Genomic DNA, 26,406 nt, shown 5'->3' with positions numbered 1-26,406 from the left:
AATGTCTACCATCCGAACGGACGTAGCTGAAACCACCGAAACTACCGCGTCAGACGATTTTGACGCAACTTCCGCCTTCCTTTCCTCGTTCGCTGACGAAGCTGACGAGCAGGACGAGGACGCTTCCCGCAAGCCATCCGAAGAGAGCGACGAAGAAGACGAGACTGCACCCACCGGCAACGACGACGACGCTGACGAGTCCGACGAAAGTCCAGACGACGAAGGCGAAGGCGACGATGAAGGTGAAGCCGAAGGCGAGAAGAAGAAAGTCGCAGAGAGCGACGACATCATCTTCAAAGTCAAGGTCGGTGACGAGGAACATGAAGTCCCCGCCAAAGACCTGAAGCGCCTCTACGGTCAGGAAGCAGCGCTCACCAAGAAATCCCAGGAAGTCGCCACCCTGCGTCAGCAGGCAGAGGCCCGCGCCACGGAGCACGTCACCGCGCTCCAGGCCATGCTTGCGCGTGCGCAAGAGCGGTCCAAGCCTTACCGGCAGATCGACTGGATGGCCGTGTCGAAAGACCCGGCAATCTCGGCCGAAGAAGCCTCGGCACTCCGCACGGAAGCGCAGCGCGCTTTCGAGGAAGAAGCGTTCTATGGCGAGGGCCTGCAAGGCGTCGTCAAGGCGCTGAAGGAGCGCGAGGACGCTGCACGCATCGAGTCCGCTCGTGACTGCGTGAAGGCGCTGACGACCCCTGGCACCGACGACAAGCCCAACCCGATGCATATCGAAGGTTGGAACGACGCCACGTACAACGAAGTTCGCAGCTTCGGCATCAAGATGGGCCTACCGGCAGAGACCGTGAACACCCTGACTGACCCGGCCGCGATCAAGATGATGCACATGGCGCTTCAGTTCTCGAAGGGCGCGTCGAAGGTACAGACGATCAAGACCAACAAGGTCAACAAAACCCCGAAGAAGATTGTGAAGACGAGCAACGCGCCCGTCACTCGCGATCAGCGCGCTACCTCGGACCGCAAGACGGCCGTGCGTGCACTGCGCCAAGGCAAAGCCTCGGCCGCTGACGCCTTCTTCGCGTCGTTCGGCAACGACGACGAATAGTATTCCAAACACGAAAGACTTTTGAACTATGGCTACCTACAAGACCTACGATATGGTCGGTATTGCGGAAGACGTTTCGGACATCATCAGCAACATCACGCCGACCAAAGTCCCCTTCCAGACCGCTATCGGTTCGGAGAAGGTGGACTCGACCATCTTCGAGTGGCAGGAAGACTCGATCCGCGACGCCGCCGACAACGCCCAGGTCGAAGGCGCGGACGCCGTTGACTCCACCCGGACCCCGACTGTCATGCGGCAGAACCGCACGCAGATCATGTCCGAGACCGTCAAGGTGTCCCGTACTTCGAGCCGCGTGAAGACCTACGGCCGCAAGCGCGAGATGGCCTACCAGATGGAGAAGGCGTCCAAGGCCCTTAAGCGGGACAAGGAACGCGCATTCGTCGGTAACGCCCAGGCTTCGGTTGCTGGCGCGGATGACACCGCCCGCAAGCTCGGCTCCTATCAGGTGCAGATCGACAGCGCGAACGTCTTCCACACCGGCGCGAGCGATGGCTCGGCTCCGCTGTCTGAGGCGTGGCTGCTGAAGGCTCTCCAGACCTGCTTCGAGGAAGGCGCTGAGCCGAACCGCGTTCAGGTGACGCCCGGCAACTCGCTGGTGGTCGCTGACTTCGCGAAGGCTTCCGGCCGTTATCGCACCTTCGACGGTGGCAAGGACAAGACGGTCGTCAACGTTGTTGACCTGTACGTCTCGCCCTTCGGCCAGCAGAAGGTCGAAATCAACCGCAACCTGAAGGCTGGCAACACGCTGATCTTCGAGCCCGAAATGTGGGCTGAAGCGGTTCTCGATCCCTGGATGCGCGTGCCGCTGGCGAAGTCCGGCGACTACGACCGCCAGATGATCATCGGCGAGTTCTCGCTGAAGCACAAGAACTACAAGGGCTCGGCCCTGATCGTGGAAGCCGCGACCGGCTTCTAATCGACTACCGGCCCCCAGGCGTAAAAACCTGGGGGTCTCTTTTTACGAGACACATGGCTCAATCTGATTTCACTCCCGACACTCTCGCGCTGATCGAATTTAACACTTCATTCCATGAAGAGTCCGACTGCCTGATCGCACAGCACGAGCAAGACATTCCCGACTGGTTCATGGACGAACTCAAAGACGAGCGTCAGTCCTCGACCAACACCCGTGCTGGCGAATTTCATCGCGTGGCCCGCGTGCCCGAAGTGATCGTTCACGAGCTGCGCCGCCGCTACGGCTTCGACGCGCTGACTGAAGACGTTCGCGACACGCTGAAGATGCTCCGCAAGCTGCATCTCGACCTCTTCATTGCGACGAACAAGCGCATCTAACCGAACGAGAACCAACCAGTGAACTACGGCGACCTACAGAGCAATCTCATTGCGCTGCTGAACCGGCGCGACTGCACGTCCGCGCTCACGACGCTGTTTATCCAGCAGTCGTTCCAGAAAATCCAGCGGTCCTTGCGTGTCCCGGCGATGGAAAAGTCCATCGTGGCGACTGTAGGCTCGCTGTTCACTGATGGGCTCCAGGTCCCCGGCGACCTGTTGCAGCTCATTGCAATCACCGACAACGACACCGGCCTGGAGTTGGAACGCAGCTCTTTGCAGCGCGTGCTCCCCACGCAGCAGCGTGACGGCTCCGGCTATCCCAAGCTGTTCACGCGGCGAGGGGCGAAGTTCTTGCTGGCGCCGCTTCCGGCGCAGGGCAAGTCGATCCGCCTGGACTACTACGCGCAGTTCAAGGCGCTCTCCGCGCCGACCGACACCAACGTGCTGACCGACATCGCCCCTGACCTGCTGTTGCAGGGCGCGCTGGTGTTCGCGTGCACGCACTTCAACGACAAGCGCAAGGACGGCTTCAAGGCCGACTACAACGAGACGATTGACGAGCTGAACATGCAAGCCAATCGGGACGAGTTGACCGCGAACGCACAGATCGCTCCCGCGCTCTATTTTGACGAGGACTAAGGATGTCTGACGATACGACCTACGCGGTGGTGGACGACGCCTCGACCGGCACGGACGGATCGTCCAGCTTCTACGAGACCAACGGCGTCCCTACGACGCCTGCGACCTCGCCCTCGACCGACACCACCTACACGGTGATCGGGGCAGACGGTTCGCCTGACCCCACCACCACGACCGAGACGACCGACACGGCGCTGTCCGTGGTCGGCGGCTTCTACGACCAGGGCGACAACATCGTCACGGCTCCGGCCGAAACCACCGACACCACGCTCACGCTCACGGACGACCTGTCCAGCGGGCGCACGGGTGGCGGCAGCTCGTTCTTCGAGCACGGCGGCGTCGTGGAAGCGCTTACGCTCGCTCCGGACGTTCTCGACCAGATCACCGCCCAGCAGGCCGCATACGTGACCATGCAGGCGCGGATGGACGCCGACGCTGCCTCTGCGCTCCAGAGCAAGCAGGACGCCGCTACAAGCTCGACCGCTGCGGCGGCGAGCGCTACAGGCGCCGCTTCCAGTGAAGCTGCGGCGGCAGCGTCGGCAACGGCGTCTGACGGCTCGGCCCAGGCTGCGTCCGCCAGCGCTGGCCTAGCAGGCGGCTCGGCGACGGCTGCGGCCAATAGCGCCACGGCGGCCTCCGGCAGCGCCAGCGCGGCCCAGGGCAGCGCCACGGCTGCGTCCACCAGCGCTACCGACGCCGCTACCAGTGCCTCGAACGCTGCGACCAGCGCCTCGAACGCACACACTAGCGAGGTCAACGCCGCCAGTTCGGCGAGCGCCGCCGCTGCGGCAATGTCGGGTAAGGCCGACAAGACCTACGTCGATACGCAGGACACCGCACTTCATAACGAGATGCATCTCGGTCAGTGCAAGTTTGTCTGGATCAGCGCGACGGTGTGCAGGCTGATCCCGTGGAACGGCAACAAGATCAAAGTGAACGGAGTTGTCTACAGCATCCCGGCCGCTGGGATCGACTTTCCCAGCTCGGGTCTTGCCGCTGGAACGCTATACTTCGCCTACTTGTCGGCAAGCGGCGGGAGCCTAGTAGCTGCGTGGGGCAACGGAGGCCCTTCTTTAAGCACCACGCCGGGCAGCGAAGGCATCTACGTCAACACTTACGACCCTGCCTCCACGCTTGTGGGTATGGTGTGCACTTCTGGCACCGGGCAGTTCCTTGACACCGCTGCCAACCGTTGGGTGCGCTCGTGGTTCAACGAGAGCGGCGTATTAGCCTACGGGCAGTCCACCGCTAGGGTCAGCACGACCTCAACCTCAATGATTGAGCTTGAAGTCGCGGTTCGTTCTTCCGTCCTGTTGTGGGCCGGAGAAAAGTACGACCTGTCCGTCACATGCGATGTTTGGAACAGCACGGCAACAGCTACGCTCTACATCTCCAATTGGGTCAACGGAAGCACTTGGTTAGGAACGGCCCCGCGCGTCCAAACAATAGGTAACGGTGGCAATTGGTGGTGCCTGAGTGCGTTCTACTCAAGCTCCGTGCCCGGCGTACAGGTGGTAACGCTTGGCATCGGCGGCGCGACTTCGAGCGGAACCGTTAGCTACGACAACAAGATCACTCGCATTCACACTATCCGATAGGCGCATAAATGTCCTCTCAACACGACGCACTCGCGGAGTCGCTTTCCCTACTTCGCCCTGGCGCTGTGTGGATATTGCGCGGCGACACTCTCGCTGACTTGGAGTGGTTGGATGACGCGCAGACAGTGCCGACGCAGGCTGAAATCGACGCTCAGAATGCGAAGCAGCTCGTCCCACAGAGCGTGACTCCACGACAAGCGCGCATTGCGCTGCTTGCTGCGGGCCTACTCGACAAGACGCAAGCGGCCGTAGACGCCGCTGGGGGCGCAACGAAGATCACCTGGGAATACGCCACGGAGTTCAGCCGCTCGGAGCCGCTGATCGACACAATCGGCCAGCAGCTCGGGCTCTCTGACGAGCAGATCGATGCTCTGTTCGTCTACGCATCCAAACAATAGGTTCTAATGAACGTTACAGCGCTGGTGGCGGCTAACGCCACCCGCTGGTCACGCGCGCATCTCACGCGCGGCTCGGAATTCGATGCCGTCGCGCGCCGTCTCGTCAAAGAGAAGACCACGTATAAGCGTGTTGAAGCCTCCACGGGCGTTCCGTGGTTCGTCGTTGCAGTCATCCACGAGCGCGAATGCTCGCAGCGCTGGGACCGCAGCATTGCCCAGGGCGATCCCTGGAATAGAGTTTCCACCCACGTGCCCGCAGGGCGCGGTCCCTTCAAGACTTGGTATGACGCCGCCATTGACGCGCTCGTAAACTGCGCTCCGCACGCTGCGAAGTGGCAGGACTGGTCGGAGGGCGGCACGCTCACGCTCCTGGAGCAGTACAACGGCCTGGGCTACGCCTCCAAGGGCGTCCCGTCGCCGTACATCTGGTCCGGCACTGACCAATACAAGTCCGGCAAATACATCCGCGACCACGTTTACGACGCAAGCGTTGTGGACGCGCAGCTCGGCTGTGCTGGCCTGATCCTCGCCATGATCAAGCTCGATCCGACGATTGAGTTCGGCGACCCGGCACACAAGTCCACACACGTAGCCCAAGAGCACCCGACCGCTCCCGCTCCGGCCTCCAAGCCGGTGATCCAGACGAAGCCCGTGGATACACATGGGTCCCTGGCGGCGACGCTCGGCAAGCTGTTGCAGTTCGTGGCGGGCCTCTTCACCAAACGAAAGTAATCCCTATGCATATGCGCGACATCTACGCGCACTTGCGGGCCTCACGGCTCGCCCAGGCTGGCGCCGCGTTAGTCATCCTGGGCGGCCTCACGGAGGCTTGCGACCAGATCAGTGCGCTTGATCTTACTCAGGTGCCCCTTGTGGGGGCCTATGCTCCCCAGGTGATCGCGTGTGTCGGTCTAGCCAAGATTGGCTTCCGGCTCGCTATGGTCCTGGTGGGCGCGTTCTCGACCAAGAAGGAAGAGAGCGATGTTCAGTAGCCTTAAGAGTCTGTTCAACCTCACGACGCTGCTCCCGCAGATAGTCACGGGCCTGTTTGGCTGGTTGAACAAGAAGGAAGACACGTCGGTCGTCCAGAGCAACAACGCGGCGACCGCCACGGGCGCTATCGTTGCGGCAGAGACCGCGCGCTCCCATGACGTGAAAGACATCGCGCTCGCCATGATGGACCACCCGGTCTTTTGGTGCGCGTGGGGGCTCGGGGTCTTCCCGGTGCTGCTCTATCACGCCTGCATTTTCTTCGTCAGCACATTCCCCTCGCTGGGCTGGACCGTTCTGAAGGTCCCCGCAGCGGAAATCGAATACGGCAAAACCGTCGTCGCCAACGTCTTCATGCTTACTGGCGCTTCGACAGTCGTTTCAGCATTGGCGCACGCATGGATCAAGAGAGCGTAATGGAAACCGTCACCACCGCAGGCGCGGGGGCTGCTCTGACTACGCCGCTGTGGATTAACACGCTGACGCCCTACGGGCAGTTCGCGCTGATGGTCCTCGGCGGGCTGTGGCTCACCACCCGCATTGTAACCGAACTTTATCGAACCTTCTGGAAGGACCACGATGGCGCTGGACCTGTCGAAACTGACTGATGCCGTAGCGAAGGTCGCAGACCTCGCGAAGTCTCACGGCGATGCCGTTGCGCTTGTCGCGCAGCACCAGGCCGAATTGGCCCAGGCGCAGACCGACATTGATACCCTTGTCGCGCGTCTTCTGGACGCCGTGTCAACGCCTGCGGAAGCCCACGGCATTGCTGCCGTTGCCGCCGCGCTGTCGCCCGAACCGGCCGTGTCGATTGACGCGATGGTCGAAGCGATGAAGGCCCCGCAGTAATACTGAAAGAATTTAATGTCCAAGAAGATCAGCGAGGGCTTCGCGCCCTCGCAGGCGACCGTCACGACTGCGGCCTCTAAGGTCGTCTCGGCTGGCGCCCGCGACACCGTTCTGCTCTACAATCGCGGCACCGTTGACATCTACATCGGCGCCTCGGCGGCCGTTACGTCCTCGACGGGCTTCCCGATCCCGGCTGGCGGCTCACTCGTTCTCGAAAATACGCAGGACATCTACGCCGTCGCCGCAAGCGGCTCGGCCACCCTCGCGATCATCGTGGAGGCGTAATGGCCCGGCTAATTCTCCCTGGCGGTGGCGGCAGCAGCTCGGGCGTCCCCCTGGCCGCCGCTGCTGGCAACACTGCCGTCTACATCGGCGACAGCCGTAACGCGCAGCGCTACCTCGACCCGAACAAGCAGAACAAGAACTCGCAGAATTGGTCCATCTGGATGGACGCCTACCTGCGTGGTCTGAACAAGCCGCTGACCACGATTGGTCACTTCGCCGTCTCAGGCACGACCTCGACGCAGCACATTGCCACGCAGCTTGCGCCCGCTGTCGCGCTAAAGCCCGCCTTCATCTTCTGGCAGGGCTTCGTCAACGACATCGCACAGGGCGGCACGGTCGCCACCATCGTCGCCAACTACAAGACGCTGGTGAAGACGTGCAACGCCGCAGGCATCACCTTCGTGCACCTGTGGGAGCGCGGCGCGGGCAATATGTCCGCCACGCAGATCGGACAGTGCAACGACGCCAACCGGCAGATCGCCGACTGGCTGGCCTGGGGTGAACCTGGGTTCTTCCCGAACGTCATCGTCATTGACACGACCGTTGTAACCACCACCACGTCGTCCACGTCCGCCATCGTGATCCCGAACTCTCAGGATCAGGTGCACGACAACATCGCTGGCGCCAAGAAGCTCGGTCAGTATGCCGCGAACATGATGGCGCCTCACCTGCGATACCGTCCTGGTCATCGCCTGCGCTATCTAACGCAGGGTAAGGTCGGCATGGGCGCGCTCTCTGCCCTTCCTGCTGCCGCTGTTGGCCTCCCTGGCTCGACCGCTGCTACCGGCACCGGCAACTCCGGCACGGCCTCGACCGGCCTCGTGACCGGCTCCTGCACGGGCGGCGTGACTTGCGCCTACACCATCCAGGCAACGTCGCCGGACGCTGATGGTAACTCGTGGGGCAACGAGCAGAAGATGGTGGTCACTGCGACCGCCGCTGGCACTGCTACCTGCTACATCTCGCTCGACCGCGCTGGCATCGCCCCAGGAGTCATCCTGCGCGGCGGTATGGAGTACGACTGCGCCGCTGGCGCGACCGGCCTCTCGAACGCCTACGCGGACCTGGAGTTCTTCCCGACAACGGGTGGGACCTCGCCCATGTACGACTTCCTCCCGCCCGCAGCGACGGGCTGGGGTAACGACACAGGCGGTCAGACGGGCCTCGTGATGGAGCCAGACGCTCTCGTGTTCCCGAACTACACTGGCACTCCGTTCACGAACCTCGCCTTCCGCGTCCAGATGAATGGCGCGGGCACTGCCACGTTCCTTGTCCGCAAGTGGTGGGCTGAAATCGCCACCAAGTAGAAAAAAAATCCCCACGGGGACACTCAGGAAATTCCTGGGCGTCTCTCGTGGGGTTTTTTTCGTTATCCGGTCGCAGTCACGTAGCGTAGACCGTCCGGCCGCTCCAGCCAAGCCTCCGGATAGGGAGACTCATGGTAGCGTCCGTGCAGCGTGTGGTAGGCTTGTCGCGCGGCGCTCACTGCGTAGGCCGTGTAGACAATGTGGTGTCCTCCGGCGCGCGTGGCCTCCGGCGTCTCCAACTGCCATTGCCGCACAGGGTCCAATTGGTCCCAATGGTCCGCAACGTATTGCGACAGCTTGTCGTAGTCGCCGTCTGTCATCGGCGGCGCGTCCATCACGTAATACATGTAGGCCGCGACGATGATCTTGCGCGCGGCTAGATCAGGACTCCAGCTCGCAAGCGGAGCAGGGCAGCTCCAGCACGTTGCCGTGGCCGCCGTAGACTTCTTCGATTTTCGAGCCATGACAGACCTCACACGTGGGCTCCACGCGCTTCACGGGTCTCCGCAGGAATGCGGGCACGTCGGCGGGATAGAAGGGGTTGCGGGCGTTATCCATTCGGCCTCACCTGGGCGGCGATTATGATCGCGATGACCAGGAGGTAGATCACTTGCGGGGCTTCCGGACCTGTTGCTGGTTCGGACCCTGGTGCGCGACACGGGCCTTGTAGCCGACCACGTGGCCGTCCAGGTCCTTGATCGCATCGGGGGACTCAGGGGTGCGCTTGGGAGCGCGTGGGGCGTCCATCGTCTCGGCGTCCTGCTCTGCCAGCGTGGACAGTGCGTCTGCGCGCGTCTGCTTGGTCAGCAGCTCGATAGCGCGCTCGAAGTGCTTCTCGATGCGCTCCAGGGTGTCCAGCGTGCGCTGTTCGATGCTGCGGGTTTGGTAAAGGTGATGGGTCAGAGATGCTTCTCCCAATAGAGGCTGTGCTGGCCCATGTCGCACGTGAATGCCCATGGGTCCTGCGGCTGGTACAGCCGATAGCCTGCCTTGATCAGTGTGTTGGCGGATGCCGGGTTGTTCGTGGTGTCGGTGATCATCCAGGTGTAGCCCTTCTTGCGCGCGAAGGCTTCGCGCACGCGAATGAGCCTGAATTGGAGACCCTTGCCGCGATGCTCGGGGAGCACCCCGGCGCGCTTCAGGTAGCCGTATTCTGGAGTAGAGACACTTGGCGCCATCGCAGCGAAGGCGACGGGCTCCTTGTTGAAGTAGGTGATCCACCAGAAGTCCGTCTCTGGCTCGACCTGCGGGGCGCTGCTCTTGAAGCAGAGCGTGTGCATGGCCTTCAGGACTTCGGAGGTCTCTTCGTCGGTGCCGTCTACGCGCTTGGTCCTATACGTCAGCGTAGCAGTCCTCGGTGATGTCCGTGACCTTCGGCTTCCAGGCGCCGTCGCTGATCCTCCAGACGCGAAACTTCACGGCGCGGGTGGACAGGAAGTCCATCAGCTCGTGCTTCACGGTGAAGCCTGCGACCGGCGTCATGCAGCCCTTGGGCACGACGACGTAAACGTTGCTCGAACGCGCCATCAGTGAAGCGTCCTCGATTTGTGTTGGTGTTCCATGTACTGGACGACCTTGTTCGCCACGGTGCGCAGCGCTGACAGGGTGTCCTTCACGGTGGTGCGTGGGTTCTCGGCCGTGTGTTCGTCCACCGCCTTCGCCAGCCTCTCGACCAGCGTCACGGGCGCATTACCGCCCAGGCGAGCGCGTGGATCGCGTCGTAGACCTGACCCAGCGTCATCTCGATAATGTCGGCGCCGCTGCCGTCCGCGCGCTCTTGGCGCATCAGCAGGGTTTCCTCGCGCCGCGTGCGGAGCATGCTCCACCAGACCTCGACGGGCGGCGACGCCGGGAGCCTTTCGCCCCCGGCATTGCACACGGCCTTGTCGGCCGGGATGGTGTAGACGGTGATGCCGTCTTCACGCTTTACTTGGCAAGCCACAGGCTGTCCGCGATGCGCGCGTGGCGACGGTAGTCCTTGTAGCGGCGCGAGCGGTAAGCCTTCACAGCTTGCTCGCCGTGCCAGTTCGCAACTCGTTGCAGCATTACTTGGTCTTCCTTCTCGGTTTCCGGAACGCCTTCGCCTCGGGCCAGCCGTTCGCGAGTGCGTCCTCAATGATCACGTCGATAGTCTGCCGCGCCTTGCGCAGGTCCTCGATCCCGTTCTTCCCCTGCCAGCGCGTCACGTATTTGATGACGCTGCCCTCGGGGAAGCGGATGTTGTTGGCGAGGATGTATTCCATTGGCTGTATGCGCAGCGTGTTGTAGTGGCTTCCGCCGACCTGCGTTCGCAGCGCGGAGTTGGCGGCGCGCACGGGGCTCGCCGTCTTCCTCGGTTTCTTCACTTCGATGGGCTCCACAATATCGGTTCTTTGTTCTCGGCGTCCCAATCGCTCCAGCGCAGGATGCGCGCCAATCGGGCTTGCACGAGCGCGTCGTCTTCGGTCAGGCCGACCTTTTTGTAGAAGGAGACGACACCAGCCCACACGTTGTCCGTGGGCACTTCGTTGAAGCGGATTTCCGTCTCACCCTTGCGCTTGCCCGACTTCATCGTGTGCACGTAGGGCGTCAGCTCGTAGGGCTCCTTCAGGAACGCCTCGGCCGTGACTGCGCCCACACCAGGACAGCCTGGGTAGCCGTCCGACGTGTCGCCGATCAGCGTTTGATAGAGATGGAAGTCGTCAGCCTGTTGCGGCGTGACATCGTATTCGTCCTTGCCATTCCAGACGAGCGTCGGAATGGTTCGCATGTCCTTGTCCTGGGAGACGATGATGCGGCGAGTGCGCCCTGGCTTCGTCGCCAGAATGCCCATCACGTCGTCGGCCTCCAGGCCGGGCATCATCACACAGTTGTAGGAGCCTTCGACCTTCTCGCGCAGCTTCGCGTAGCAGAGAGGCTTGCGAGGATCGCGCTGGCCCTTGTATCCGGACCACACGGAGAAGCGGAAGTTCGGCTTGGAAGAGTCGGTGGAGAAGCACAGCGCGTGCTCCTTGGTCTCGAACCGCTCGAAGATTCGGTCCATCATGCCCACCAGCACGTCCCAGGCTTCGTTGCTGTTGGAGTAGAGAACGTGGTTCTGGTCGTCCCAGCGGGTTTCCTTCTCGACAGCGACCGCCGCCTTGAAGAGGAATTGGTCGCCGTCGATTAGGAGGATACGCTTAGCCAATATCGCCTCGCATGAGGCGGTCCAGCTCGGCCGGGTCTATCGTGTGGTTGTGGGGCTGCGGCTGCGGCGCCCACTGATACGCCTGCTGCACGGGCGGGACACCCTGTTGCAGGGCGTTGTTGCGGTGGGACTGCTCGACGGCCTTCGCATACGCGTTGGTGCTCGCGATGCGCTGCTCCAGGCGGGCAACGGTTGCCGTCAGCATGTCACGCTCCCGCTCCAGGGCGCGCATGTCCGTCTCTTTTGTCTCCAGTCCGCGGTCGAAGCCCAGGCGCTCGGCCTCGGTGATACGCGCGTTCAGCATGTCATAGACACGCTTGACCTTCTCTCCGGCGTTGTCGCCAAAGAGCGCGTCCAGCGTCAAATCGAGAGTGTCGGCCTGGAGGGAGATGGTTTGGTCGGGTGCTTTCATCCGTTTCCTTGATTGAGCCACGTCAGGCCCTTTGGGGTGATCAGCCAAGCCGACGCAAACTGGTTCGAGTCGGTCTTGGTGCTGATCAGTTGAAGACTTGCCGCCATAGCGACGATTTCTGCGTTGGTGCGGGCGTAGTCCGCCTTGCACTTCATCTCGTAGCGCCACACGCGTTGCAGCAGGTCCCGCAGCCTCTCTTCAGGGCTAGTGGGTGTCCTTCCAGCTTGTGCCGGTTTTGGCGTCGGCTTTGAGCGGGCCACGGAAGCCGTATGGCGTGCCCGCGCTCGCGGCGAGCCGCTTGATGACTTCTTTGACTTCTTCGACAATTTCCCTTCTCACAAGCAGTTGCAGTTCGTCGTGGACCCACAGCACAAACTGGAAGTCCACACCCAGCTTGAAGCGGGCGCAGAGTTCATCGAACACGTCGCACATCCAGCGTTTGCAGAGGATCGCTCCGCATGACTGGATCATGAAATTTAAGGCGCTGTGCTCCGAACGCACGGGGATGCGTCGGCCGTCCAGGCCCGGCACCCAGCCGTACTGCTCGACCTGGAGTGCCAGCTTGGCCTTCAGATCGGAGAAGCCGTCAATCGCGTGCAGGAAGCCCTCGCGGACCTTTGCGCCGACGCGCTTCAGCTTGGCCTCACCAGGGACGCCCTTGCCGAAGAACTTCTCGTACAGCGCTGCGCCTTCTTCGCCGCCTTCACGCTTCGCCTTGGTCAGGCAGTTGAGGATGATTTCCCCAGCCATACCGTCGCCGCAGCCGTAGATGTAGGCGTAGATAAAGCGCTTCGATCCGTCCTCACGAATGATCGTGTGGAGCATCTGGCGCGGCGTGGGCTCTGCGTCGTCGGGCGCCTTGTCGCGCTCGCCTTCAGCCAAGCCCATAGCGACGGCGTTCACCCAATGGATGTCGCCGCTGACCGCCGTTGTCATGTAGGAGCCGCCGTCCAGCGGGGCGAGATAGTGCCCCAGGCCACGCAGCTCCAGGCCGGACATGTCGGCGCCCAGGAACACGCCTGGGAAGTCGCCGATGTCGAAGCAGTCTCGACACTCAGGTCCGAACGGTGAAGCCATGTTCGGCACCTGTCCCAGGTTCGGGAAGAAGTGCGCGCCACGGCTCGTAATGGTGCCCATGGGGTTGATGACGCCGTGGATACGGCCGTCGCCCTGGACCGCCAGAAGCCACGCCTGCTTGCCCTCGGCGAGCTGTGACAGGCGCTTCTCCAGCATCAGGTAGTCGCCAATGCCGTCCATCTCGGGAAAGCGCTGGACGATGCCTTCGATGACTTCTTCGTCAATCTGCGGCTTGCCACCATCAGTGTATTTGGTCGGCTCCCAGCCACGCGCGACCAGGACCTTCGCGATATGATCGCGCGAGCCTGGATTGAACGTGACGGGCTTCAGCTTGGTGCAGGGGTAGCCGTACTGCGTGCGCTCGCGCCCACGTTCGTCGGTGTATGTCCAGCAATCGGACGATGGTCCCCAGCAGTAGCCCAGCCGCTTGTTCACCTTCTTGGGGATGAACTCGGCCTTCGTCGGGTCCGGGCTCACTGGCTGAAGCCAGAAGCCAAACTCTTCGACCAGCCGTGCTTCCACGGCGGCCTTCTTCTGCATCAGTTGCGCGTGCAGTGCGCCTGCCTTCTTCAGGCTGAACGGGACGCCAGCTTCGTTGATGGCATCACAGACGCGGGCCGCACGATGCTCCAGGGCGATAGCGTCCTGGGAATACTTCTCGACACGCAGCTTCCTCCAGAGCGCGAGATTGGTCTCAACGTCCTGGATCATGTAGTCGTGCATCTCCTGGTTCCAGGAGCACCACACGTAGCGCTTGATTGCCTCTTCGTCGGTGAAGCCCAGCGCGCGCGCCTCGGCTTCCTTGACCTCCGAGTAGTCGCCCTTCTGCTCGCCAAGGCGGAAGCCCCAGGCCGCGAGAGTGTGCTTGCCCGCGTGCTTTCTGCCGGGCGGCATCTGTCCCTTGCGGATCAGCTCAGGGTCCGTCGCCTTGACGTTCGGATAGATCAGGCGCGCGGTGATCATGGTGTCGATCACGCGGACACCCGGCTTCGGCGCCCAGCCCATAATCTTCAGCAGGTAGGGGATGTCGAAGCGCTGGATGTTGTGGCCGATCAGGACGGTTGCCTGATCAAGCAGCTTCAGCGCGTCATCAAGCTGGTCCGGCTTGAAGTCGTAGCGGTCCTCTGTATCGACATTGATTGCCGCGAGACAGTGAACCTTGGTGCCAGTTTCGAGTAGTCCGTCGCCTTCGAGGTCGAACAGAAGCCTCACAGGTGGTCAGGCCACCCGAACAGGTCGAGTTGCTGCGGCTGCGGCGGCTCCTTCGGCTCGGGCTCCACGTGGACCACAATAGTCTCCACGGTGTAGTAGGGCGGCAGCGTTTGCAGCCACGCGATTGCCTCGCGCGCAGTCTGGTGTTTCATTTTGCTCTCCGTGAATAGTAGAGGTCGCCCAGCAGATCGTCCCGCTTGTCGGCGGGCGTCAGTGCGAGCAGGGGAAGGTTGCGCATCCAGTCAGAGCCCCACAGCTTCTTCGCCACGGCATGGTCGAAGATCAGCGTGTCGGCGCTCGGCTGTTCGTCGGTGCCGTTCGGGGTGTTGAACATCAGGTGGTGCCCGATGCCGACCTCGGTGGCGCCGTAGACCTCTCTGATGATCGCCTTGTACAGCTCGGCGTGCTTCGCGTTACGCGCGTTCTCTTCGATCCAAATGCCCATGTGTGCTCCTTAGAAGGGGATGTCGGTGTCGTCGCCGGTCGCGTCGAACCTGTGAACCTTTTGGGGTGCGCGTGGGCGACCCTTGGGGTTGGCATTGTCGCGGGCGTTCTGCACGGCCTCCGATTGGAAGGCTGATGCGAGTTCGTTGCGCCCGGTGTCTTTGTTGTAGGCCATCAGGTCAGCCTCGCCGGTGTCCTCGCCTTCGCGACACTTCAGCACGCGGATTTGGGACAGGCGCTTAAGGTTCTCGTCGCCTTGCTGGTTGCGCTCCAGGGCGTAGGCGTTGTCGCAGAGCTGTTCGATGGCGGCCGACCCACGGAAGTCCGTGAGAGATACCTGCGCGCCTTCGTTGAAGTTCTTGCCCTGCGAGCGCTTGAGATGGACGATTGCGACGATGCCGATGCCCGTCTCTTCGATCAGCGACCGAAGGTTCGTCATCAGAATATCGATGTCCTTACGCTCCCCTTCGCTGCTGCTTTCAATTCCTGATGTCATTATGGAAATGTGGTCTAAAATTCCGAAATCACACTTCTCGACCTGCGCCATGTAGCGCAGCTTGTTCATCAGGCGTTTGCTCTCCAGCGATCCGAAATGGTCGTAGAAGACCATGCGCTGGCGGATGATCTTATCCAGCGCTTCCCGACGCATAGCCTCGGGCACGATCAGCGGGTTGTGCCGATAGCGCCCCAGCGGGACGCCTGCGTGCAGCGCCACGTAACCCTGCGCCGTCTTGGTGTTGTTCTCTTCGAGATAGACGTTGCCGATCTTCTGGCCGTGCGTCTGGTGCAGGTCGTAGGCAATCTCGCGAGCCCAGGTGGACTTGCCGATGCCGGAGCCTGCGGTGATGATCGTCAGCTCGCCCTTGCGGAGGCCGTAGGTCATCTCCTGAAGCTTGGGATAGCGGAACGGGAAGCCCGCACTCGTGGGCGAAGAGATGCGCTCCAGCGTGAACTCGGAGCCGTCAACGATGCCGTCCGGCCGATAGACCTCGGCCTTCCAGAACGCCTCCACCAGCGGCCCAGGGCCGTCGTGGAAGAGGACATCGTTGGCGTCCTTGCGGCTCAGCTTCGCGACCTTGACCTTGCCGGGCGGTAGCAGCTCCAGCGCGTCCTCCACGGCCTTCTGGCCGGGCTCGTCCATGTCGAACATGAGGACGATGGTCTCGAACGACGTGATGTAGTCGTAGTCGCGCTTGATCACCTGGGCGACGGAGCCCGTGCCGTTGGGCAGTGAGACGACCGGGAATTTCAGCCCGTTCGCCTGCGACATGGACATAGCGTCCTTCTCGCCCTCGGTGATGGTCAGATACTTGCCGCCAGCGGGCCACAGCCACTTGCCGTAGAGGGGCGGGTTCTTGGCGCTGCCACGCCACATGCCCTTGGTCTCGGGCGTGCGTAGCTTCTGTCCGATCAGCTTGCCGCTGTCGTCGCGGCTCTCCATGATATGGCAGGGAGTGCCATCCGACAGGCGGCCGACCTTGTAGCGCCAGAAGGCGCACGTCTTCTCGTTGATCCCGAATTCACGCTCGAAGCCTCGAACGTCGCCTTCGATTGGCGTCCAGTCCTTGTCGGTGTCGTCAGTGAGAGCCTTCACCGGCTCGCCGTCTCCCTTCTCGTTGTAGTCCTTGCACGCGAAGCAGTGCGCGCTGTTGTCGTCGTAGCGGGCAAGCCCGTCAGACGAGCCGCACCCAGGGCACGGCTCGTGCTGTACGAAATTTGCCATCAGTCGAAGATCAGGTAGGCGACCAGGAGGACGGCGGCGATGACGAACATCGCCTCACCGAACGTCGCCAGCTTGTCGTAGATGGCGAGCATCTGGAAGAAGTCGTCCACTAGGCTGCGACCTTGTTGCGCTGTGAGCGCGCGAGCTGCTTCTCGAAGTCAGTCTTCGCGAGCCGATAGCGAGCGTACTTGTGGCCCTGCGCGTCGCGGCGATCCTCGGTCAGCACCGGGTAGCCTGCGTCGCGGATTTTGAGAATGCAGTCCGACAGCCGATAGATGCTGTAGACGATCATGCTCTCCATGGGCGTGATGGTCTTGCCCTTCTCCAGATGCGCCAAGATCATGCGTGCCTGCGGCGGCAGCTTCAGGTCCTTGGCGATGGAAGGCACTCCGAGAGTCAACGTAGTCATGCGAAACCTCTTTGCGTTGGTGGGTGGTGAAATGGAAAAGGCCCCACGCGTTTTCACGTGGAGCCTGTTGCAGCATCGCGCCCTGGTGCGCCGTCGCCGGGCTCGAACCGGGACGCTGCCTTAACTTCCCCGGCATGAGCGGATCAGGCCCATTGGTGCCGGGGTCGGGAGCACTGCTTTACATTCCGCACACTCAAGTCGCGCCCTTGGGCTGATCAGGCCCAATAGGGGCTGACGACTGACATGCTGAACGCGGTTGCTCCGACACTCCGGTATACAGAGAGGCAGGGTTCTTGCTCTTGCCCCTGCCACACATGAGCTGTGTGCCGGTCGAGTGCTACGACCGCCTCCGTGTATACCGCAGTAGGATCGGCCCCACGTGTTTCCACGTGGAGCCCATCCGTCCCCCTGAGTAAGCAAGGGTGAACTTGTGCGGGTCTCTCCCCGCCTGTCACGACCTGCGCTGCCGTTTGCGCCACGGGCGCTACCCGTGGATGCCTCGTGGGCTCACTTGGAGCCCTTTTGTGCTTTCCTGATTTCCTCGATCCACGCGGCGGGGACAGTCCCTTTGTCCGCCCACTTGAAGCCGTGGTCGGTCGCCCACTTTCCGTAGGTGGTCTTGCTGCCTTTGTAGATCGGCAGACGCGCGTTATCGAAGACGATGCGGATGTCTAGTTCGGGGTGTTGCTCCTTCAGGAGGCACAGCTTTTGCCGTTCCTCCGTGCTGCCTTTGCTCCCACGAAATGCACCGCCGAACCGCCCCTTCACTTCAAGGATGATGTTGGTGTCCTTGATCGGGAAGTCCGGCAGATACTTCGCGCTCCGCGCTGGCACTTCGTAGTGCACCCAATGACTCTCGAAGTCATAGGCCACACCAGCGTAGTCCAGTTGCGTAGCGACCTTCTTCTCTGACCCCGACCGGAACGCCGGTTCGAGGCAGAGAGCAGGTTTCGAGGGCATCAGAACTTGAAGGGGCTTTCGACTTCCCCGTCGTCGTCCTCGTCATCCGACGATGACGTGCTGTTGTCTTCGCCGTCCTCGGCTCCCTTGTAGGTGAAGCCTTCCTCGGCGCCGAAGTTCGACTTGAAGCCGCCTTCCTGGAGGTCGAGAACCTGCACAGCGTTGATGTAGAGGTTGATGCCGCTGTTCTCGTCCGAGATTTCAAAGAAGTTGACGGTCAGGTCCAGCTTCGCCTTGGTGCCGCCGCCGATTTCCACGGAGGCAGGGATGCGCGTCTCGCCGTCTGCGGCGAACACGGGCGGGCGGTACTTCACGCCGGAGGTCGCGGTCAGCAACAGCTCGCCGGTCTTCTTGTCTTCCTTGAGCGGAAGCTTCGGCGTCTCGACATCCGAGAGATGCTTCTTGGCGAGGTCCTGGAAATACTTCTTCAGTTTCTTCAGGTCGTCCGGCGCCATCTTGGCGTCCGTCGTGTAGCGGACCTTCTCGGGTCCCTTCTTGGGCTTGTACACGTCCGGGGTATTGAGCTTCGGCCACACCAGGGTAACAACGGGCGTGATGAAGCGAATTTTCTTAGACAATGCTGGTCCTTCTTAGACGGCGAGGTCTTCGCCGGGGTGGATCATGTCGGAGCTGTGGGCGACAAGCTGCTCGACGTAGGTGAAGCCTGCTGCGCGCAGGAAGTGGGTGATCTGCGTGAGCACGTGCGGGAGGTCGCCAGCGGCGTCGTCCTTGATCGCAATCTGCGTGCTCTGCGCACCGTCATCGTCGTTGTAGGCGTAGGCGAGCGTGATCTGCTGATAGTCCATCAGTCCATCCTTCGGAGTTGGTAAGCAGTGGCGAACATGGCGCTCGCCCTGGCTGCTAGGAGCAGGGATTGTTGCCTGTGCCCGCGCTCCCATTCCTCGCGTGAGCGGAGGTTCAGGTCGCGAGCACAGTCTTCAATTCGTTCGGCCAGCGTCAGGAGACGAGCGCCTTGATCTTCTCGGCCACGTCGTAGGCGCGCTTGGCGACATCGCGGGCCTCGGCGGCTGCGGCGGCTGCGACGCGGGAGGCTGCATCGTGCGCGGCGGCTTCGAGCTGCTTCGCCGACACGGCGTCTTCCAGCTTCGTCACGGTGTTGGTGAAGTTGGAGATGATGGCTTCGACATCGTGCTCGACGGTGACGAAGAAAGCTTTGATCTTGGAGAACATCAGTCGTTCCTTATGAGTTGCGGTTGTCGGTGCTGACGCACTCGACGGTCACGTTGAAGTCCTTGAGAGCGTGCGCCTTGATCGACGCGGCGCGGTCCTCGCAGGCGGTGTTGGTAACGGCGTAGAGCGTCGGCAGCGCCTCGCGCACGGGCGGTTGCCCGGCGATGAACACCGTGACGACGATTTGCAGGAGGGACGTGGCGATCACGCTGCCGTCCTCGACGCGCGGAACGCGTTCATGAACTCCCGGTGGAAGTTGCTGCGAGCACGCTTCTCCATTGCTCTCAGGTCGAAGCGCACGAACGCGCCGTCTTTGCCGCGCACGCGGGCATCGTAGTTGGCCGCACCCATGCGGATAATCACGTTCGGCTTCTTCATTTACGGCACTCCTGGTGTGCAGGTCGGGATCATGTTGAACGGGAAGATGCAGACGACGCCTTGCTGCGGCGGCAGGTCTTCCACGGGCGGCGGTGGCAGAGGGGTATGCTTTGGTGCGGCCTTCACCGGACGATGGTGGGGCTTGGTCTTGACGCGCTGCGTCGGCACTCGGCGCACAGGTGGCGCAGCCTGGGGAGGCTCCGGAACGACGACAGGCGCCGATGGGGTTTCCACGGGCGCCTGTTCTGTCGTTTGCACTGTGACTTCCTGGCCGGACGGCCCTGCGTGATGGCAGAAGGCGACGGTCAGTAGAGATGCCGCGAGCGCTGCGATAAGCAGCAGTCGCTTCATTGTCGTGTTAGTCCTCGATTTGTGTTCCTGGGATCATCCAGCGAGTGTGTTCGACCCAGCGTCCGCCTTCGAGGCTGACGAAGATCATGTAGTCGGCGTCGGAGCCGTACCAGATTTCCCACTTATGCATGTTGCACCCGGAAGCGCTGGACGAGACCCGCCGTCAGCACGAGGGCGAGGCCCACGAAGCACGACGAATAGTGGTCGATACCGAACGACCACGGGTCCGTGGCGATGATGCCGCCAGCAACCCAGCCAAGCAACGCCGCGCCAGCCCACGAGAGGATGGGGAAGCGGCCGATGATGGACGAGATGATAGCGCTGCCCGCGATAACCAGCGGGATCGACAGCAGGACACCAATCGCCATCAGCAGGCCAGAGCCGTGCGCGAGAGCGGCGACCGCCATCACGTTGTCCAGGCTCATGCTGGCGTCCGCGATAGCGATGGTGGTGATTGCTGACATCAGCGTCATGGCGGGCTTCACTTCGCCCGCGTCGTCGTCCTCGCCCATGACCAGCTTTGCAGCCACCCACAGAAGGAAGAGACCACCAAGGATGCTCAGTCCCGGCACACCCAGCAGGCAGGCGGCGAAGAAGGACATAACGACGCGCAGGCCAATCGCAGCGGCGGTGCCGCCGATGATGCCCCACTTCTGCTGATTGGCAGGCAGTTGTCGGCTGACGAGAGCGATGACGACTGCGTTGTCACCGGAGAGAAGAAGGTCGATCCACACGATGCCAAGCAGCGCGATCAGAAACGTATCCATGAAGGTCTCCTAGAATGAGTTAGTGCACGAAGATGTAATAGAGGGCCGGTGGTGCGACGCAGAGCATCGCGACCACCAGCAGAACCTCCACGTTCATCAGGCGAGAAGCTTCTTTGCGTCCAGGTTCAGCAGGCCGCCGATGTCGGTCAGAACGACCATCTCCTGGTCGCCGATGCCGCCCTGGTCAGCCACGTCGGCCGCGATCAGGAACACGTCCTGGCGCACGGTCGCGTCACGGCCCACGAGCGCTTCGATGTTGCGCTTGTTCTCCATGCGGCCCGCACGGGTCTTCGCGCGGATCAGGGCGAGACCGTAGGCGTCGCTGATCTGAGTAGCGTTGAACGACGGGCCGACGATGGCGTTCGCCTGCATGCCCTTGATGGCAGCATCGACTTCGTTGTCCTCGACAACGCCGTCAGCGGCGGTCACGTTGGCAGCGGCCGAAGCCACGGCCTTCAGGAAGGCGTCGTCGCCGACGTAGGAGTTCACGGCCTTGCGCGCGTCAGCAAACAGTTTCGAGAGAAGTCCCATTGTAGTCCCTTTCAGAAGAACCAGCGCTTCACGGGATACCCGCGCGCTATCTTGGTGGTGGAGATGATGATTGCGTAGACGCCGATGGCATCCAGGACGTGGTTGAGCAGAACGCCGACGATCACGCTGCGCGCTCCAGGAGAGCGTCGGGCCGCTTGCGCAGCTCGACCAGCTTCTCGATGTCGTAGTGAGGATCGAAGACGGAGACGCCGCGATAGGTGAACTTCTCGCGGGTCTCGTGCTCCTGCGCCGCCATGACAGCCATGAACGCTGTCTGCACGACTTCACCGTCCGTCATGTGCGGGGAGAGGCGCCACTTGCGCCCCTTCCACTCCATGGCCTTGCCGGTGACGTTGCACGTGCCTTCCTGGCAGTAGATTTGCAGATACGGCGCGTCCTCCACCCACGCGAGATGGAAGAAGAAGCCGGGGAAGTGCACGCGTCCCAGGATGTCGGCGAAGTCGGAATAGCCCTTCACAGCTTGAACCCCAGGTTCTGACGGATACGCTGCTCAAGGTCTCCGACATTGACGCCGCGCGCTTCGAGCTGCGCGACGACGGCCGGAGGGATGGGAAGGCCGTTCATTACGGCCGCACGCGCAACGCGCGAGGGATCAGGCAAACGCGAATTCAGCATTGAGAACGTCCTTCAAGTTGAGAGGTCCAAAGTCGATACCAGGGGGCAACATGTGGTGATTGTTCTGCGTTAGGTCACACGTAGCCTGTGAAAGCACTTCGCTAAGCACGTCATGCTGCTCGTACATCCTCACGAACTCTTCGAGGATGATGGAGCGGAAGCGAGTTGCACGTGACGGCAGACAGCCGAAGCTATCGTGCACGGTCGCGATTTGCGTGATGCCTTCCTTCGCCGCTGCATTCACCACCAGCATTAAATGACTGGAGTCGAGTGCATGGACGAAGTTTGGCGCCACGCCGTTTGCCGCACGGTCCTTGTTAATCTCCGGCTCGTCGCCGACCGTGACGGTCATGCGCTTGCGGATGCTGACGCCGCCGCTCTGCAAGAACAGCTCGACGCGCTTCAGCTTCGGATCGTGATAGCGGTTGATCCAGGGCAGGCCGACCGGGGTTGTCCAGCGAAGGGGTTTGCCTTCGTGGGCCATGGTGCGGGCAAGCTTCTGGAGCATCTTCATCGCCTCGGCGGGCTTCTTCGCGACTTCCTCAATCGACTCGAAGACGTGCTTCGCGAGATAGAGGGCCGCTGCGCCGGGGCGCTCCGCATCACCTTCGTGATACGGCGCGAACGGATGGACCTCGCGCGTTCCCTCCAGCACTTGACGTGCTAAAGGAGCCATGAGGTCAACCTGGGTTTGACAGGCCATGCCGAACTTTTTGGACGAGTAGGCATAGGTCATAACCCCGCGCTTGCACTCCTTGCGGGTGATGCCGTAGGCGAGGAACATGCGAGCCAGCGCGCGGATGCGGTCACTGGCTTTCACCTTCTCCGCGTCCTCTGTGTCGTCCGGCTCGTGGTCCAGGTCCAGGGTGATGCGAGCGATCACCATGTCCGAGACGGTGTTGTAGATGTCCTGCGGCAGGGGGCTGGGCACCAGATTGACGAGCGCGCCTTCCTCTGCGCGGGTCATCAAACTGAGATGCTGGAGTCCTGAGCAGCTACCGTCGAACGCTACGGGGAGCTGACATGCATACGACACACCCTCCGCAGTCGCACGGGCTAGTTCGAGGCAGGCGGCGAGAAACAGGAACGGGCTGTCGGCCTGCGTCCACGCGAGATTGATCCCATAGGGGACATCCCGCGCAAGTGGCTTGGCCGCGATCAGCTTCAGTTGCTCGATATTGTCGTCCACCCACTGCACGCGCTCCTTGATTGGTCGTTTGTCGATTTTGTTGAAGGCGCCGCAGTTCGCTACGTGCACCTTCAGCCAATAGAGACCGTCATCACCCAGCGGCTCCGCGTCCTTGCAAAGGAAGAGGGCGCGCACGCGATCCTCGCGCTGGTAGTTGAAGTGGGTGATGCCGTAGACGCGACCGCGCCAGTCGCAATTCATTGGGGTGTAGAAGACAGGCTCGGACGCCATGGCCCGCGCAATCTTCATGTCCTCCTTGAATTGGATGCGGTCGCACTTCGCTGCGTTGTTGAGCTGCCCAATCTCAGCCTTGCGCAGACGCTCGAACCGCTGCCGGTCCTCGTCCAGCGAGGCCCACAACGCGTCGGGCATCTTCTTCGGCGTGGCGATTGCCTGCCAACGCGGGAGGCCGTCCACCTGATAGTGGCGGTCGGAGCACTCTGCGATGACGTTCAGGATCGCCGTGTTGATCACCCAGGGCGTGCCCTGGAGCGTGTTCACTGCGTCCAAGGCGGGCTTGGCGGTGCCGTTGCGGATCGCCGCGCGCATTGCTGCGATGGTGTCCTTGGCGGACGAGCGCAGGAACGTCACGGTGCCGTTCACACGAGCATCCACAGGTCCACACCCGTTCCAGGCATCCCAGGGCTTCGGCGGGACCTTCTCCGGCCAGAACACAGGGTTGCCGTTGACAGCCGCGTCAAGCGCCTCGTCTACGACCGCCCAGGCTGCGTCGGAGAGCACCAGGAACTCCCGTGTGTTCTTGCCGTAGCCTTCGCTGCGAACGCTGAAGGCGTCGCCCAGGGCGTCCATCATGAGCTGAATGGCCCACATGCCCGCCCGGCCGATTTCCTCGTTGTCCCAATCGCGCTGCGTGAAGGGGTTCTTCTTCAGGCGCGAGGCGTGCTTCTTGGCCGCGTCCAGCCGCCCCTTGGCGTGCCGGGTCTTGTGGGCCTTGGCGATCCTCTTGGCCGCCTGGGGGCTGTGCTCGGTCAGCTTGGCGCCCCAGCACTCGGCTGCGAGCGCGGCGCCCACGGTCGAATGGATGGCATTTGTGTCCTCGTGGCGCGCAATGCAGTGCAGCGCGTTCTGGAGAATGCACAGGGACACCACGTCCACGTCCAGGCCGTTCAGGGTCCGGATCAGGTCCGCGAGAGCGGAGCGGTTGTCGGTCGGCGGATTGGCGAAGGCGTGGGCCACGGCGTCCGACATGCGCTGAAGGTAAGCCTTCGCTACTGCCTTGCCGCTGGTCGTGGCACCCCATCCCTCACGAAGCGAGATGCTGTCCTGGCGCTTGGTCAGCTTGTCGGCTGCGCGCTGGATCGCCTCGGGCTCCTGTGAGAACAGTGCATCCACGTGGGCCTGATCGAGAATGATCGGGGATTGATTATGGGGAACTTGTGTGTCCATCAGGGGACCGCTCCTTCGCCGGGTTCTGTGTAAGTGTGGGGGGTAGTTGGTCGTAAGTCGTTGATCTTTAAGCACTCTATGTCTGAAAACACCCTATCCCGTTTGGTCTTGTGTGTCGGATGGTATGCTTTCGGATCATATAAAGGCCGCGCGCGGCGGCCTTCGTATCTCTATAGGAAGTCCGGGATGTATAACAAGTGACACACTATACCGGATCGGACTGCAAAACCGTTTACTCGGGTTCGAGTCCCGACGTGGCCTCCATCACAACCTCCTGATATCTCAGCGAATATCCGATCGTGTCGCGGCTGCCATCAGCCTGCGGGGGCGATGCGTGCCGGCTGCGCACACCGGGTTTACCCGGGGCCCGGCGGAAACCCACCATTCAGCCCGCTGGCATAGTCTTCGCATCTGCGAAGTGATGCATCCCAACGATCGAGCGCTGGAGAGCACGTGAGCGAAATCGTCCGATTTGTCCCGAAATCCGAGCTGGAGCGGGCTCGCCTCATTCGCGAGGCCCGCGCGATCTATGACAGCATCTTCCCCTCGGCCGCACCCGACCGGGCGCCGCTGGACGGCGAGGACCGCCTCAAGACTTGATCGCGGTCGCGCCGGATTTCGCGGCGTAGAGCCCACAGCAAAACGCCCGCAGAGCGCGGGCGCATCGGCTCACGGCGAGATTGGCTTCAGCAGGCCGCGTACCAGCCGTCCGGGAAAGGTAGCAGGGGCCACGCGCCCTCGTTGTCATTGGCAGCTTTGGGCTTCGCGTAATAGGTCCACGAGCGCGGCACGAAATCCTCCCCCGGCACGAACGCCAGATCTTCATGGATCATGGCGTCCTGGACGGCGTCCAGCAGTAAGTTGAACTCGGCTTCGCTCATCACACCCTCCGGCCCGCGGATGGCGCAATATCGCAAAGCGGGTTTGCTTCCCGGTTGAGCCGATCGTTCGTATTTTAACGATCGGCCAATCGGGTCCCGATTGGTTAGCGATTGATGAAATCCCGTTGGAAAACTTAGGTTCCTGCCGGGTGCCCGCAGTGTGAAGGAGGTCACATCGTCCGCTGTTTATTTCTCCTACCCCTTCGCACACCGGCCAACACAGGCCGGCGGGCAAGGCAGACGGGAGACTGGTCATGAAGGCGAGGTTCTTGCGGTTTGCGGGTGTGAAAAGCCGGGCGCGTCGCGCCTCGACGGTCGGGCTGTTCCTGACGCTGTTTGCCTCCGCCGCCCATGCTCAGCAGGGAACGCCCGAGCAGCGCCGGGCCTGCACCCCCGACGTCTACCGGCTCTGCGCCGGCGAGATCCCCAACGTCCGGGCCATCACGGCGTGCCTGCGCCGTAACAGGTCAAGCTTGAGTGAGGCTTGCCGCACCGTGTTCGATCAGGGCGGCGGCTGACATACCGGGCCTGTGGGTTTGTGCGCAGCAAGTGGCTCGCGCGGGCTCGCGAATCCGGCATAGTCGGCCTGTGGATATGCCTGTGGGTATGCTGCGGAAAGACTGTGGACGGGGGTGATGTGCTTCGGATGCCGGCCGCAGATGCGTCCTTCGATTGTCATATCTGTGTCAAATGACCTCACCGCATGATTCCCTAATCGGGCAGATCGCTGCGTCGCGCAAGATCATGTTGTTTCTCCGAATTCGGAAATTGATGCCGCGAGGGTTCCTCACGAGCAGTTTTTGGCAGCCGGCTGCTAGGACGCACTGATCGAGATCGACCCGGTGTGTCGGCGGCCGTGAGGCGACAGCCGATAGCCCGGATTCGCGAAGCAATCCGGGCTTCAATCCCTTGCGTTGCCCGACGGGCAAAACACCCAAACGACGGGTCAATCCGCTCGCGCAAAAATATTCCGCTTTACCGAAATTCGGCTTTGGCGTATTCAGCCGCCACCTCATCCCGGTCAGAGGGGCGTATCGCGATCGTCACGAAACGTGGGGTGAGCTGCGGTGGACGCGGGCAGCATCGGCGCGAAGGGCTTCGCAGGGCGGCAAAACCGTGAGCGAAGGCGTCGCGCACACGACCGGTGCTGACAGCGTACGGCAAAACCGTGTCGTCCTGACGCCCGGGGTCTGTGCGTCAAGTCTTGTGGTGATGTGGGCGGCCCGACC

At 62.1% G+C, this 26,406-nt stretch carries 45 protein-coding genes; 16 read left to right on the top strand and 29 right to left on the bottom strand.

Annotated features, from left to right (window positions below; all coding sequences use genetic code 11):
• Nucleotide 1 precedes the first annotated feature (1 nt).
• From AC0L3A_RS18530 to AC0L3A_RS18470, 13 genes are all read left to right on the top strand, one after another.
• The gene (locus tag AC0L3A_RS18530) at nucleotides 2–1,063 is read left to right on the top strand and encodes a hypothetical protein (RefSeq protein WP_473254923.1); all 1,062 of its coding nucleotides are present in this window, start codon (nucleotides 2–4) and stop codon (nucleotides 1,061–1,063) included.
• 28 nt (nucleotides 1,064–1,091) lie between these two features.
• Nucleotides 1,092–2,000 (top strand): SU10 major capsid protein, encoded by a 909-nt coding sequence (locus AC0L3A_RS18525; RefSeq protein ID WP_473254921.1) that lies wholly within the window; start codon nucleotides 1,092–1,094, stop codon nucleotides 1,998–2,000.
• A gap of 53 nt (nucleotides 2,001–2,053) precedes the next feature.
• Nucleotides 2,054–2,377 carry a hypothetical protein gene (locus tag AC0L3A_RS18520; RefSeq protein WP_473254920.1) on the top strand — a complete coding sequence of 108 codons (324 nt, stop codon included), beginning with the start codon at nucleotides 2,054–2,056 and terminating at the stop codon, nucleotides 2,375–2,377.
• An 18-nt stretch (nucleotides 2,378–2,395) separates the two neighbouring features.
• Nucleotides 2,396–3,016 (top strand): phage adaptor protein, encoded by a 621-nt coding sequence (locus AC0L3A_RS18515; RefSeq protein WP_473254919.1) that lies wholly within the window; start codon nucleotides 2,396–2,398, stop codon nucleotides 3,014–3,016.
• Between the two features lie 2 nt (nucleotides 3,017–3,018).
• Nucleotides 3,019–4,614 carry a hypothetical protein gene (locus AC0L3A_RS18510; RefSeq protein ID WP_473254918.1) on the top strand — a complete coding sequence of 532 codons (1,596 nt, stop codon included), beginning with the start codon at nucleotides 3,019–3,021 and terminating at the stop codon, nucleotides 4,612–4,614.
• A 107-nt stretch (nucleotides 4,615–4,721) separates the two neighbouring features.
• Nucleotides 4,722–5,012 carry a hypothetical protein gene (locus tag AC0L3A_RS18505; protein WP_473254917.1) on the top strand — a complete coding sequence of 97 codons (291 nt, stop codon included), beginning with the start codon at nucleotides 4,722–4,724 and terminating at the stop codon, nucleotides 5,010–5,012.
• A gap of 6 nt (nucleotides 5,013–5,018) precedes the next feature.
• On the top strand, nucleotides 5,019–5,744 hold the full coding sequence (locus AC0L3A_RS18500; protein ID WP_473254916.1) for a hypothetical protein: 726 nt from the start codon (nucleotides 5,019–5,021) through the stop codon (nucleotides 5,742–5,744).
• Between the two features lie 11 nt (nucleotides 5,745–5,755).
• Nucleotides 5,756–6,004: a hypothetical protein gene (locus AC0L3A_RS18495; protein ID WP_473254915.1), complete on the top strand. Its 249-nt coding sequence runs from the start codon at nucleotides 5,756–5,758 to the stop codon at nucleotides 6,002–6,004.
• Entirely contained in the window at nucleotides 5,994–6,419 is a 426-nt protein-coding gene (locus AC0L3A_RS18490; RefSeq protein ID WP_473254914.1) for a hypothetical protein, read from the top strand. The genes AC0L3A_RS18495 and AC0L3A_RS18490 overlap by 11 nt, the downstream gene beginning before the upstream one ends.
• Nucleotides 6,419–6,610, top strand: coding sequence for a hypothetical protein (locus AC0L3A_RS18485; protein ID WP_473254913.1), 192 nt, complete (start codon nucleotides 6,419–6,421; stop codon nucleotides 6,608–6,610). Before AC0L3A_RS18490 ends, AC0L3A_RS18485 begins: the two co-directional genes overlap by 1 nt.
• Nucleotides 6,582–6,851 (top strand): hypothetical protein, encoded by a 270-nt coding sequence (locus tag AC0L3A_RS18480; RefSeq protein ID WP_473254912.1) that lies wholly within the window; start codon nucleotides 6,582–6,584, stop codon nucleotides 6,849–6,851. Before AC0L3A_RS18485 ends, AC0L3A_RS18480 begins: the two co-directional genes overlap by 29 nt.
• 15 nt (nucleotides 6,852–6,866) lie before the next feature.
• Nucleotides 6,867–7,136 carry a hypothetical protein gene (locus tag AC0L3A_RS18475; RefSeq protein WP_473254911.1) on the top strand — a complete coding sequence of 90 codons (270 nt, stop codon included), beginning with the start codon at nucleotides 6,867–6,869 and terminating at the stop codon, nucleotides 7,134–7,136.
• Nucleotides 7,136–8,443: an SGNH/GDSL hydrolase family protein gene (locus tag AC0L3A_RS18470; protein ID WP_473254910.1), complete on the top strand. Its 1,308-nt coding sequence runs from the start codon at nucleotides 7,136–7,138 to the stop codon at nucleotides 8,441–8,443. The genes AC0L3A_RS18475 and AC0L3A_RS18470 overlap by 1 nt, the downstream gene beginning before the upstream one ends.
• A gap of 62 nt (nucleotides 8,444–8,505) precedes the next feature.
• Here the strand turns inward: AC0L3A_RS18470 and AC0L3A_RS18465 are convergent, their stop codons facing one another.
• From AC0L3A_RS18465 to AC0L3A_RS18330, 28 genes are all read right to left on the bottom strand, one after another.
• On the bottom strand, nucleotides 8,506–8,907 hold the full coding sequence (locus tag AC0L3A_RS18465; protein WP_473254909.1) for a DNA ligase LigA-related protein: 402 nt from the start codon (nucleotides 8,905–8,907) through the stop codon (nucleotides 8,506–8,508).
• 142 nt (nucleotides 8,908–9,049) lie between these two features.
• Nucleotides 9,050–9,361, bottom strand: coding sequence for a hypothetical protein (locus AC0L3A_RS18460; RefSeq protein WP_473254908.1), 312 nt, complete (start codon nucleotides 9,359–9,361; stop codon nucleotides 9,050–9,052).
• Nucleotides 9,343–9,723 (bottom strand): GNAT family N-acetyltransferase, encoded by a 381-nt coding sequence (locus AC0L3A_RS18455; RefSeq protein WP_473254907.1) that lies wholly within the window; start codon nucleotides 9,721–9,723, stop codon nucleotides 9,343–9,345. The genes AC0L3A_RS18460 and AC0L3A_RS18455 overlap by 19 nt, the downstream gene beginning before the upstream one ends.
• A 52-nt stretch (nucleotides 9,724–9,775) precedes the next feature.
• Nucleotides 9,776–9,970, bottom strand: coding sequence for a hypothetical protein (locus tag AC0L3A_RS18450; RefSeq protein ID WP_473254906.1), 195 nt, complete (start codon nucleotides 9,968–9,970; stop codon nucleotides 9,776–9,778).
• Nucleotides 9,970–10,125, bottom strand: coding sequence for a hypothetical protein (locus AC0L3A_RS18445; protein WP_473254905.1), 156 nt, complete (start codon nucleotides 10,123–10,125; stop codon nucleotides 9,970–9,972). Before AC0L3A_RS18445 ends, AC0L3A_RS18450 begins: the two co-directional genes overlap by 1 nt.
• On the bottom strand, nucleotides 10,122–10,385 hold the full coding sequence (locus AC0L3A_RS18440; protein WP_473254904.1) for a hypothetical protein: 264 nt from the start codon (nucleotides 10,383–10,385) through the stop codon (nucleotides 10,122–10,124). Before AC0L3A_RS18440 ends, AC0L3A_RS18445 begins: the two co-directional genes overlap by 4 nt.
• Before the next feature lie 103 nt (nucleotides 10,386–10,488).
• A complete protein-coding gene (locus tag AC0L3A_RS18435; RefSeq protein ID WP_473254903.1) occupies nucleotides 10,489–10,788 on the bottom strand; it encodes a DUF3310 domain-containing protein in 300 nt (99 codons plus the stop codon).
• The gene (locus tag AC0L3A_RS18430; RefSeq protein WP_473254902.1) at nucleotides 10,785–11,609 is read right to left on the bottom strand and encodes a hypothetical protein; all 825 of its coding nucleotides are present in this window, start codon (nucleotides 11,607–11,609) and stop codon (nucleotides 10,785–10,787) included. Before AC0L3A_RS18430 ends, AC0L3A_RS18435 begins: the two co-directional genes overlap by 4 nt.
• Nucleotides 11,602–12,021, bottom strand: coding sequence for a hypothetical protein (locus AC0L3A_RS18425; RefSeq protein WP_473254901.1), 420 nt, complete (start codon nucleotides 12,019–12,021; stop codon nucleotides 11,602–11,604). Before AC0L3A_RS18425 ends, AC0L3A_RS18430 begins: the two co-directional genes overlap by 8 nt.
• Nucleotides 12,018–12,191 carry a hypothetical protein gene (locus AC0L3A_RS18420; RefSeq protein ID WP_473254900.1) on the bottom strand — a complete coding sequence of 58 codons (174 nt, stop codon included), beginning with the start codon at nucleotides 12,189–12,191 and terminating at the stop codon, nucleotides 12,018–12,020. The genes AC0L3A_RS18425 and AC0L3A_RS18420 overlap by 4 nt, the downstream gene beginning before the upstream one ends.
• A gap of 34 nt (nucleotides 12,192–12,225) precedes the next feature.
• Nucleotides 12,226–14,310, bottom strand: coding sequence for a DNA polymerase (locus AC0L3A_RS18415; RefSeq protein WP_473254899.1), 2,085 nt, complete (start codon nucleotides 14,308–14,310; stop codon nucleotides 12,226–12,228).
• The gene (locus AC0L3A_RS18410; protein WP_473254897.1) at nucleotides 14,307–14,462 is read right to left on the bottom strand and encodes a hypothetical protein; all 156 of its coding nucleotides are present in this window, start codon (nucleotides 14,460–14,462) and stop codon (nucleotides 14,307–14,309) included. Before AC0L3A_RS18410 ends, AC0L3A_RS18415 begins: the two co-directional genes overlap by 4 nt.
• Nucleotides 14,459–14,755: a hypothetical protein gene (locus AC0L3A_RS18405; protein WP_473254896.1), complete on the bottom strand. Its 297-nt coding sequence runs from the start codon at nucleotides 14,753–14,755 to the stop codon at nucleotides 14,459–14,461. The genes AC0L3A_RS18410 and AC0L3A_RS18405 overlap by 4 nt, the downstream gene beginning before the upstream one ends.
• Before the next feature lie 9 nt (nucleotides 14,756–14,764).
• Nucleotides 14,765–16,477 (bottom strand): DnaB-like helicase C-terminal domain-containing protein, encoded by a 1,713-nt coding sequence (locus AC0L3A_RS18400; RefSeq protein ID WP_473254895.1) that lies wholly within the window; start codon nucleotides 16,475–16,477, stop codon nucleotides 14,765–14,767.
• Nucleotides 16,478–16,586: 109 nt separating this feature from the next.
• Entirely contained in the window at nucleotides 16,587–16,886 is a 300-nt protein-coding gene (locus tag AC0L3A_RS18395; RefSeq protein ID WP_473254894.1) for a helix-turn-helix domain-containing protein, read from the bottom strand.
• A 507-nt stretch (nucleotides 16,887–17,393) separates the two neighbouring features.
• Nucleotides 17,394–17,846 carry a hypothetical protein gene (locus AC0L3A_RS18390; RefSeq protein WP_473254893.1) on the bottom strand — a complete coding sequence of 151 codons (453 nt, stop codon included), beginning with the start codon at nucleotides 17,844–17,846 and terminating at the stop codon, nucleotides 17,394–17,396.
• Nucleotides 17,846–18,424: a hypothetical protein gene (locus AC0L3A_RS18385; RefSeq protein WP_473254892.1), complete on the bottom strand. Its 579-nt coding sequence runs from the start codon at nucleotides 18,422–18,424 to the stop codon at nucleotides 17,846–17,848. Before AC0L3A_RS18385 ends, AC0L3A_RS18390 begins: the two co-directional genes overlap by 1 nt.
• A 12-nt stretch (nucleotides 18,425–18,436) precedes the next feature.
• Nucleotides 18,437–18,652, bottom strand: a complete 216-nt coding sequence (locus AC0L3A_RS18380; protein WP_473254891.1) for a hypothetical protein — start codon at nucleotides 18,650–18,652, stop codon at nucleotides 18,437–18,439.
• Between the two features lie 151 nt (nucleotides 18,653–18,803).
• Nucleotides 18,804–19,037 (bottom strand): hypothetical protein, encoded by a 234-nt coding sequence (locus AC0L3A_RS18375; RefSeq protein WP_473254890.1) that lies wholly within the window; start codon nucleotides 19,035–19,037, stop codon nucleotides 18,804–18,806.
• Between the two features lie 10 nt (nucleotides 19,038–19,047).
• Entirely contained in the window at nucleotides 19,048–19,245 is a 198-nt protein-coding gene (locus AC0L3A_RS18370) for a hypothetical protein (RefSeq protein WP_473254889.1), read from the bottom strand.
• Entirely contained in the window at nucleotides 19,242–19,415 is a 174-nt protein-coding gene (locus AC0L3A_RS18365; protein WP_473254887.1) for a hypothetical protein, read from the bottom strand. The genes AC0L3A_RS18370 and AC0L3A_RS18365 overlap by 4 nt, the downstream gene beginning before the upstream one ends.
• Complete coding sequence (locus AC0L3A_RS18360) at nucleotides 19,416–19,766, bottom strand: hypothetical protein (RefSeq protein ID WP_473254886.1); 351 nt, start codon at nucleotides 19,764–19,766, stop codon at nucleotides 19,416–19,418.
• 7 nt (nucleotides 19,767–19,773) lie between these two features.
• Nucleotides 19,774–19,896 (bottom strand): hypothetical protein, encoded by a 123-nt coding sequence (locus AC0L3A_RS18355; RefSeq protein WP_473254885.1) that lies wholly within the window; start codon nucleotides 19,894–19,896, stop codon nucleotides 19,774–19,776.
• Complete coding sequence (locus tag AC0L3A_RS18350; RefSeq protein ID WP_473254884.1) at nucleotides 19,889–20,533, bottom strand: TerC family protein; 645 nt, start codon at nucleotides 20,531–20,533, stop codon at nucleotides 19,889–19,891. Before AC0L3A_RS18350 ends, AC0L3A_RS18355 begins: the two co-directional genes overlap by 8 nt.
• 96 nt (nucleotides 20,534–20,629) lie before the next feature.
• Entirely contained in the window at nucleotides 20,630–21,064 is a 435-nt protein-coding gene (locus AC0L3A_RS18345; protein WP_473254883.1) for a Tellurite resistance protein TerB, read from the bottom strand.
• A 121-nt stretch (nucleotides 21,065–21,185) separates the two neighbouring features.
• Complete coding sequence (locus tag AC0L3A_RS18340; RefSeq protein ID WP_473254881.1) at nucleotides 21,186–21,542, bottom strand: hypothetical protein; 357 nt, start codon at nucleotides 21,540–21,542, stop codon at nucleotides 21,186–21,188.
• A complete protein-coding gene (locus AC0L3A_RS18335; protein WP_473254880.1) occupies nucleotides 21,539–21,700 on the bottom strand; it encodes a hypothetical protein in 162 nt (53 codons plus the stop codon). The genes AC0L3A_RS18340 and AC0L3A_RS18335 overlap by 4 nt, the downstream gene beginning before the upstream one ends.
• Entirely contained in the window at nucleotides 21,678–24,296 is a 2,619-nt protein-coding gene (locus tag AC0L3A_RS18330) for a DNA-directed RNA polymerase (RefSeq protein WP_473254879.1), read from the bottom strand. The genes AC0L3A_RS18335 and AC0L3A_RS18330 overlap by 23 nt, the downstream gene beginning before the upstream one ends.
• A gap of 453 nt (nucleotides 24,297–24,749) precedes the next feature.
• Here AC0L3A_RS18330 and AC0L3A_RS18325 point away from each other — a divergent pair, with 453 nt between their 5' ends.
• Nucleotides 24,750–24,896 carry a hypothetical protein gene (locus tag AC0L3A_RS18325; RefSeq protein ID WP_354128228.1) on the top strand — a complete coding sequence of 49 codons (147 nt, stop codon included), beginning with the start codon at nucleotides 24,750–24,752 and terminating at the stop codon, nucleotides 24,894–24,896.
• Nucleotides 24,897–24,982: 86 nt separating this feature from the next.
• Here AC0L3A_RS18325 and AC0L3A_RS18320 read toward each other — a convergent pair whose 3' ends face one another.
• Nucleotides 24,983–25,177: a hypothetical protein gene (locus AC0L3A_RS18320; protein ID WP_219680153.1), complete on the bottom strand. Its 195-nt coding sequence runs from the start codon at nucleotides 25,175–25,177 to the stop codon at nucleotides 24,983–24,985.
• A gap of 254 nt (nucleotides 25,178–25,431) precedes the next feature.
• On the opposite strand from AC0L3A_RS18320, the gene AC0L3A_RS18315 reads away from it, so the two are divergent.
• Complete coding sequence (locus AC0L3A_RS18315; protein WP_007591186.1) at nucleotides 25,432–25,695, top strand: hypothetical protein; 264 nt, start codon at nucleotides 25,432–25,434, stop codon at nucleotides 25,693–25,695.
• 391 nt (nucleotides 25,696–26,086) lie between these two features.
• Nucleotides 26,087–26,406, top strand: a 320-nt coding sequence (locus tag AC0L3A_RS18310; RefSeq protein ID WP_473254878.1) for a hypothetical protein, incomplete at its 3' end; no start/stop codon positions are given.

The sequence above is a fragment of the Bradyrhizobium sp. MI1.3 genome (assembly GCF_055811695.1).
Note: the sequence above shows the minus strand (reverse complement) of the source record. Positions and strands in the feature narration are given on the sequence as shown.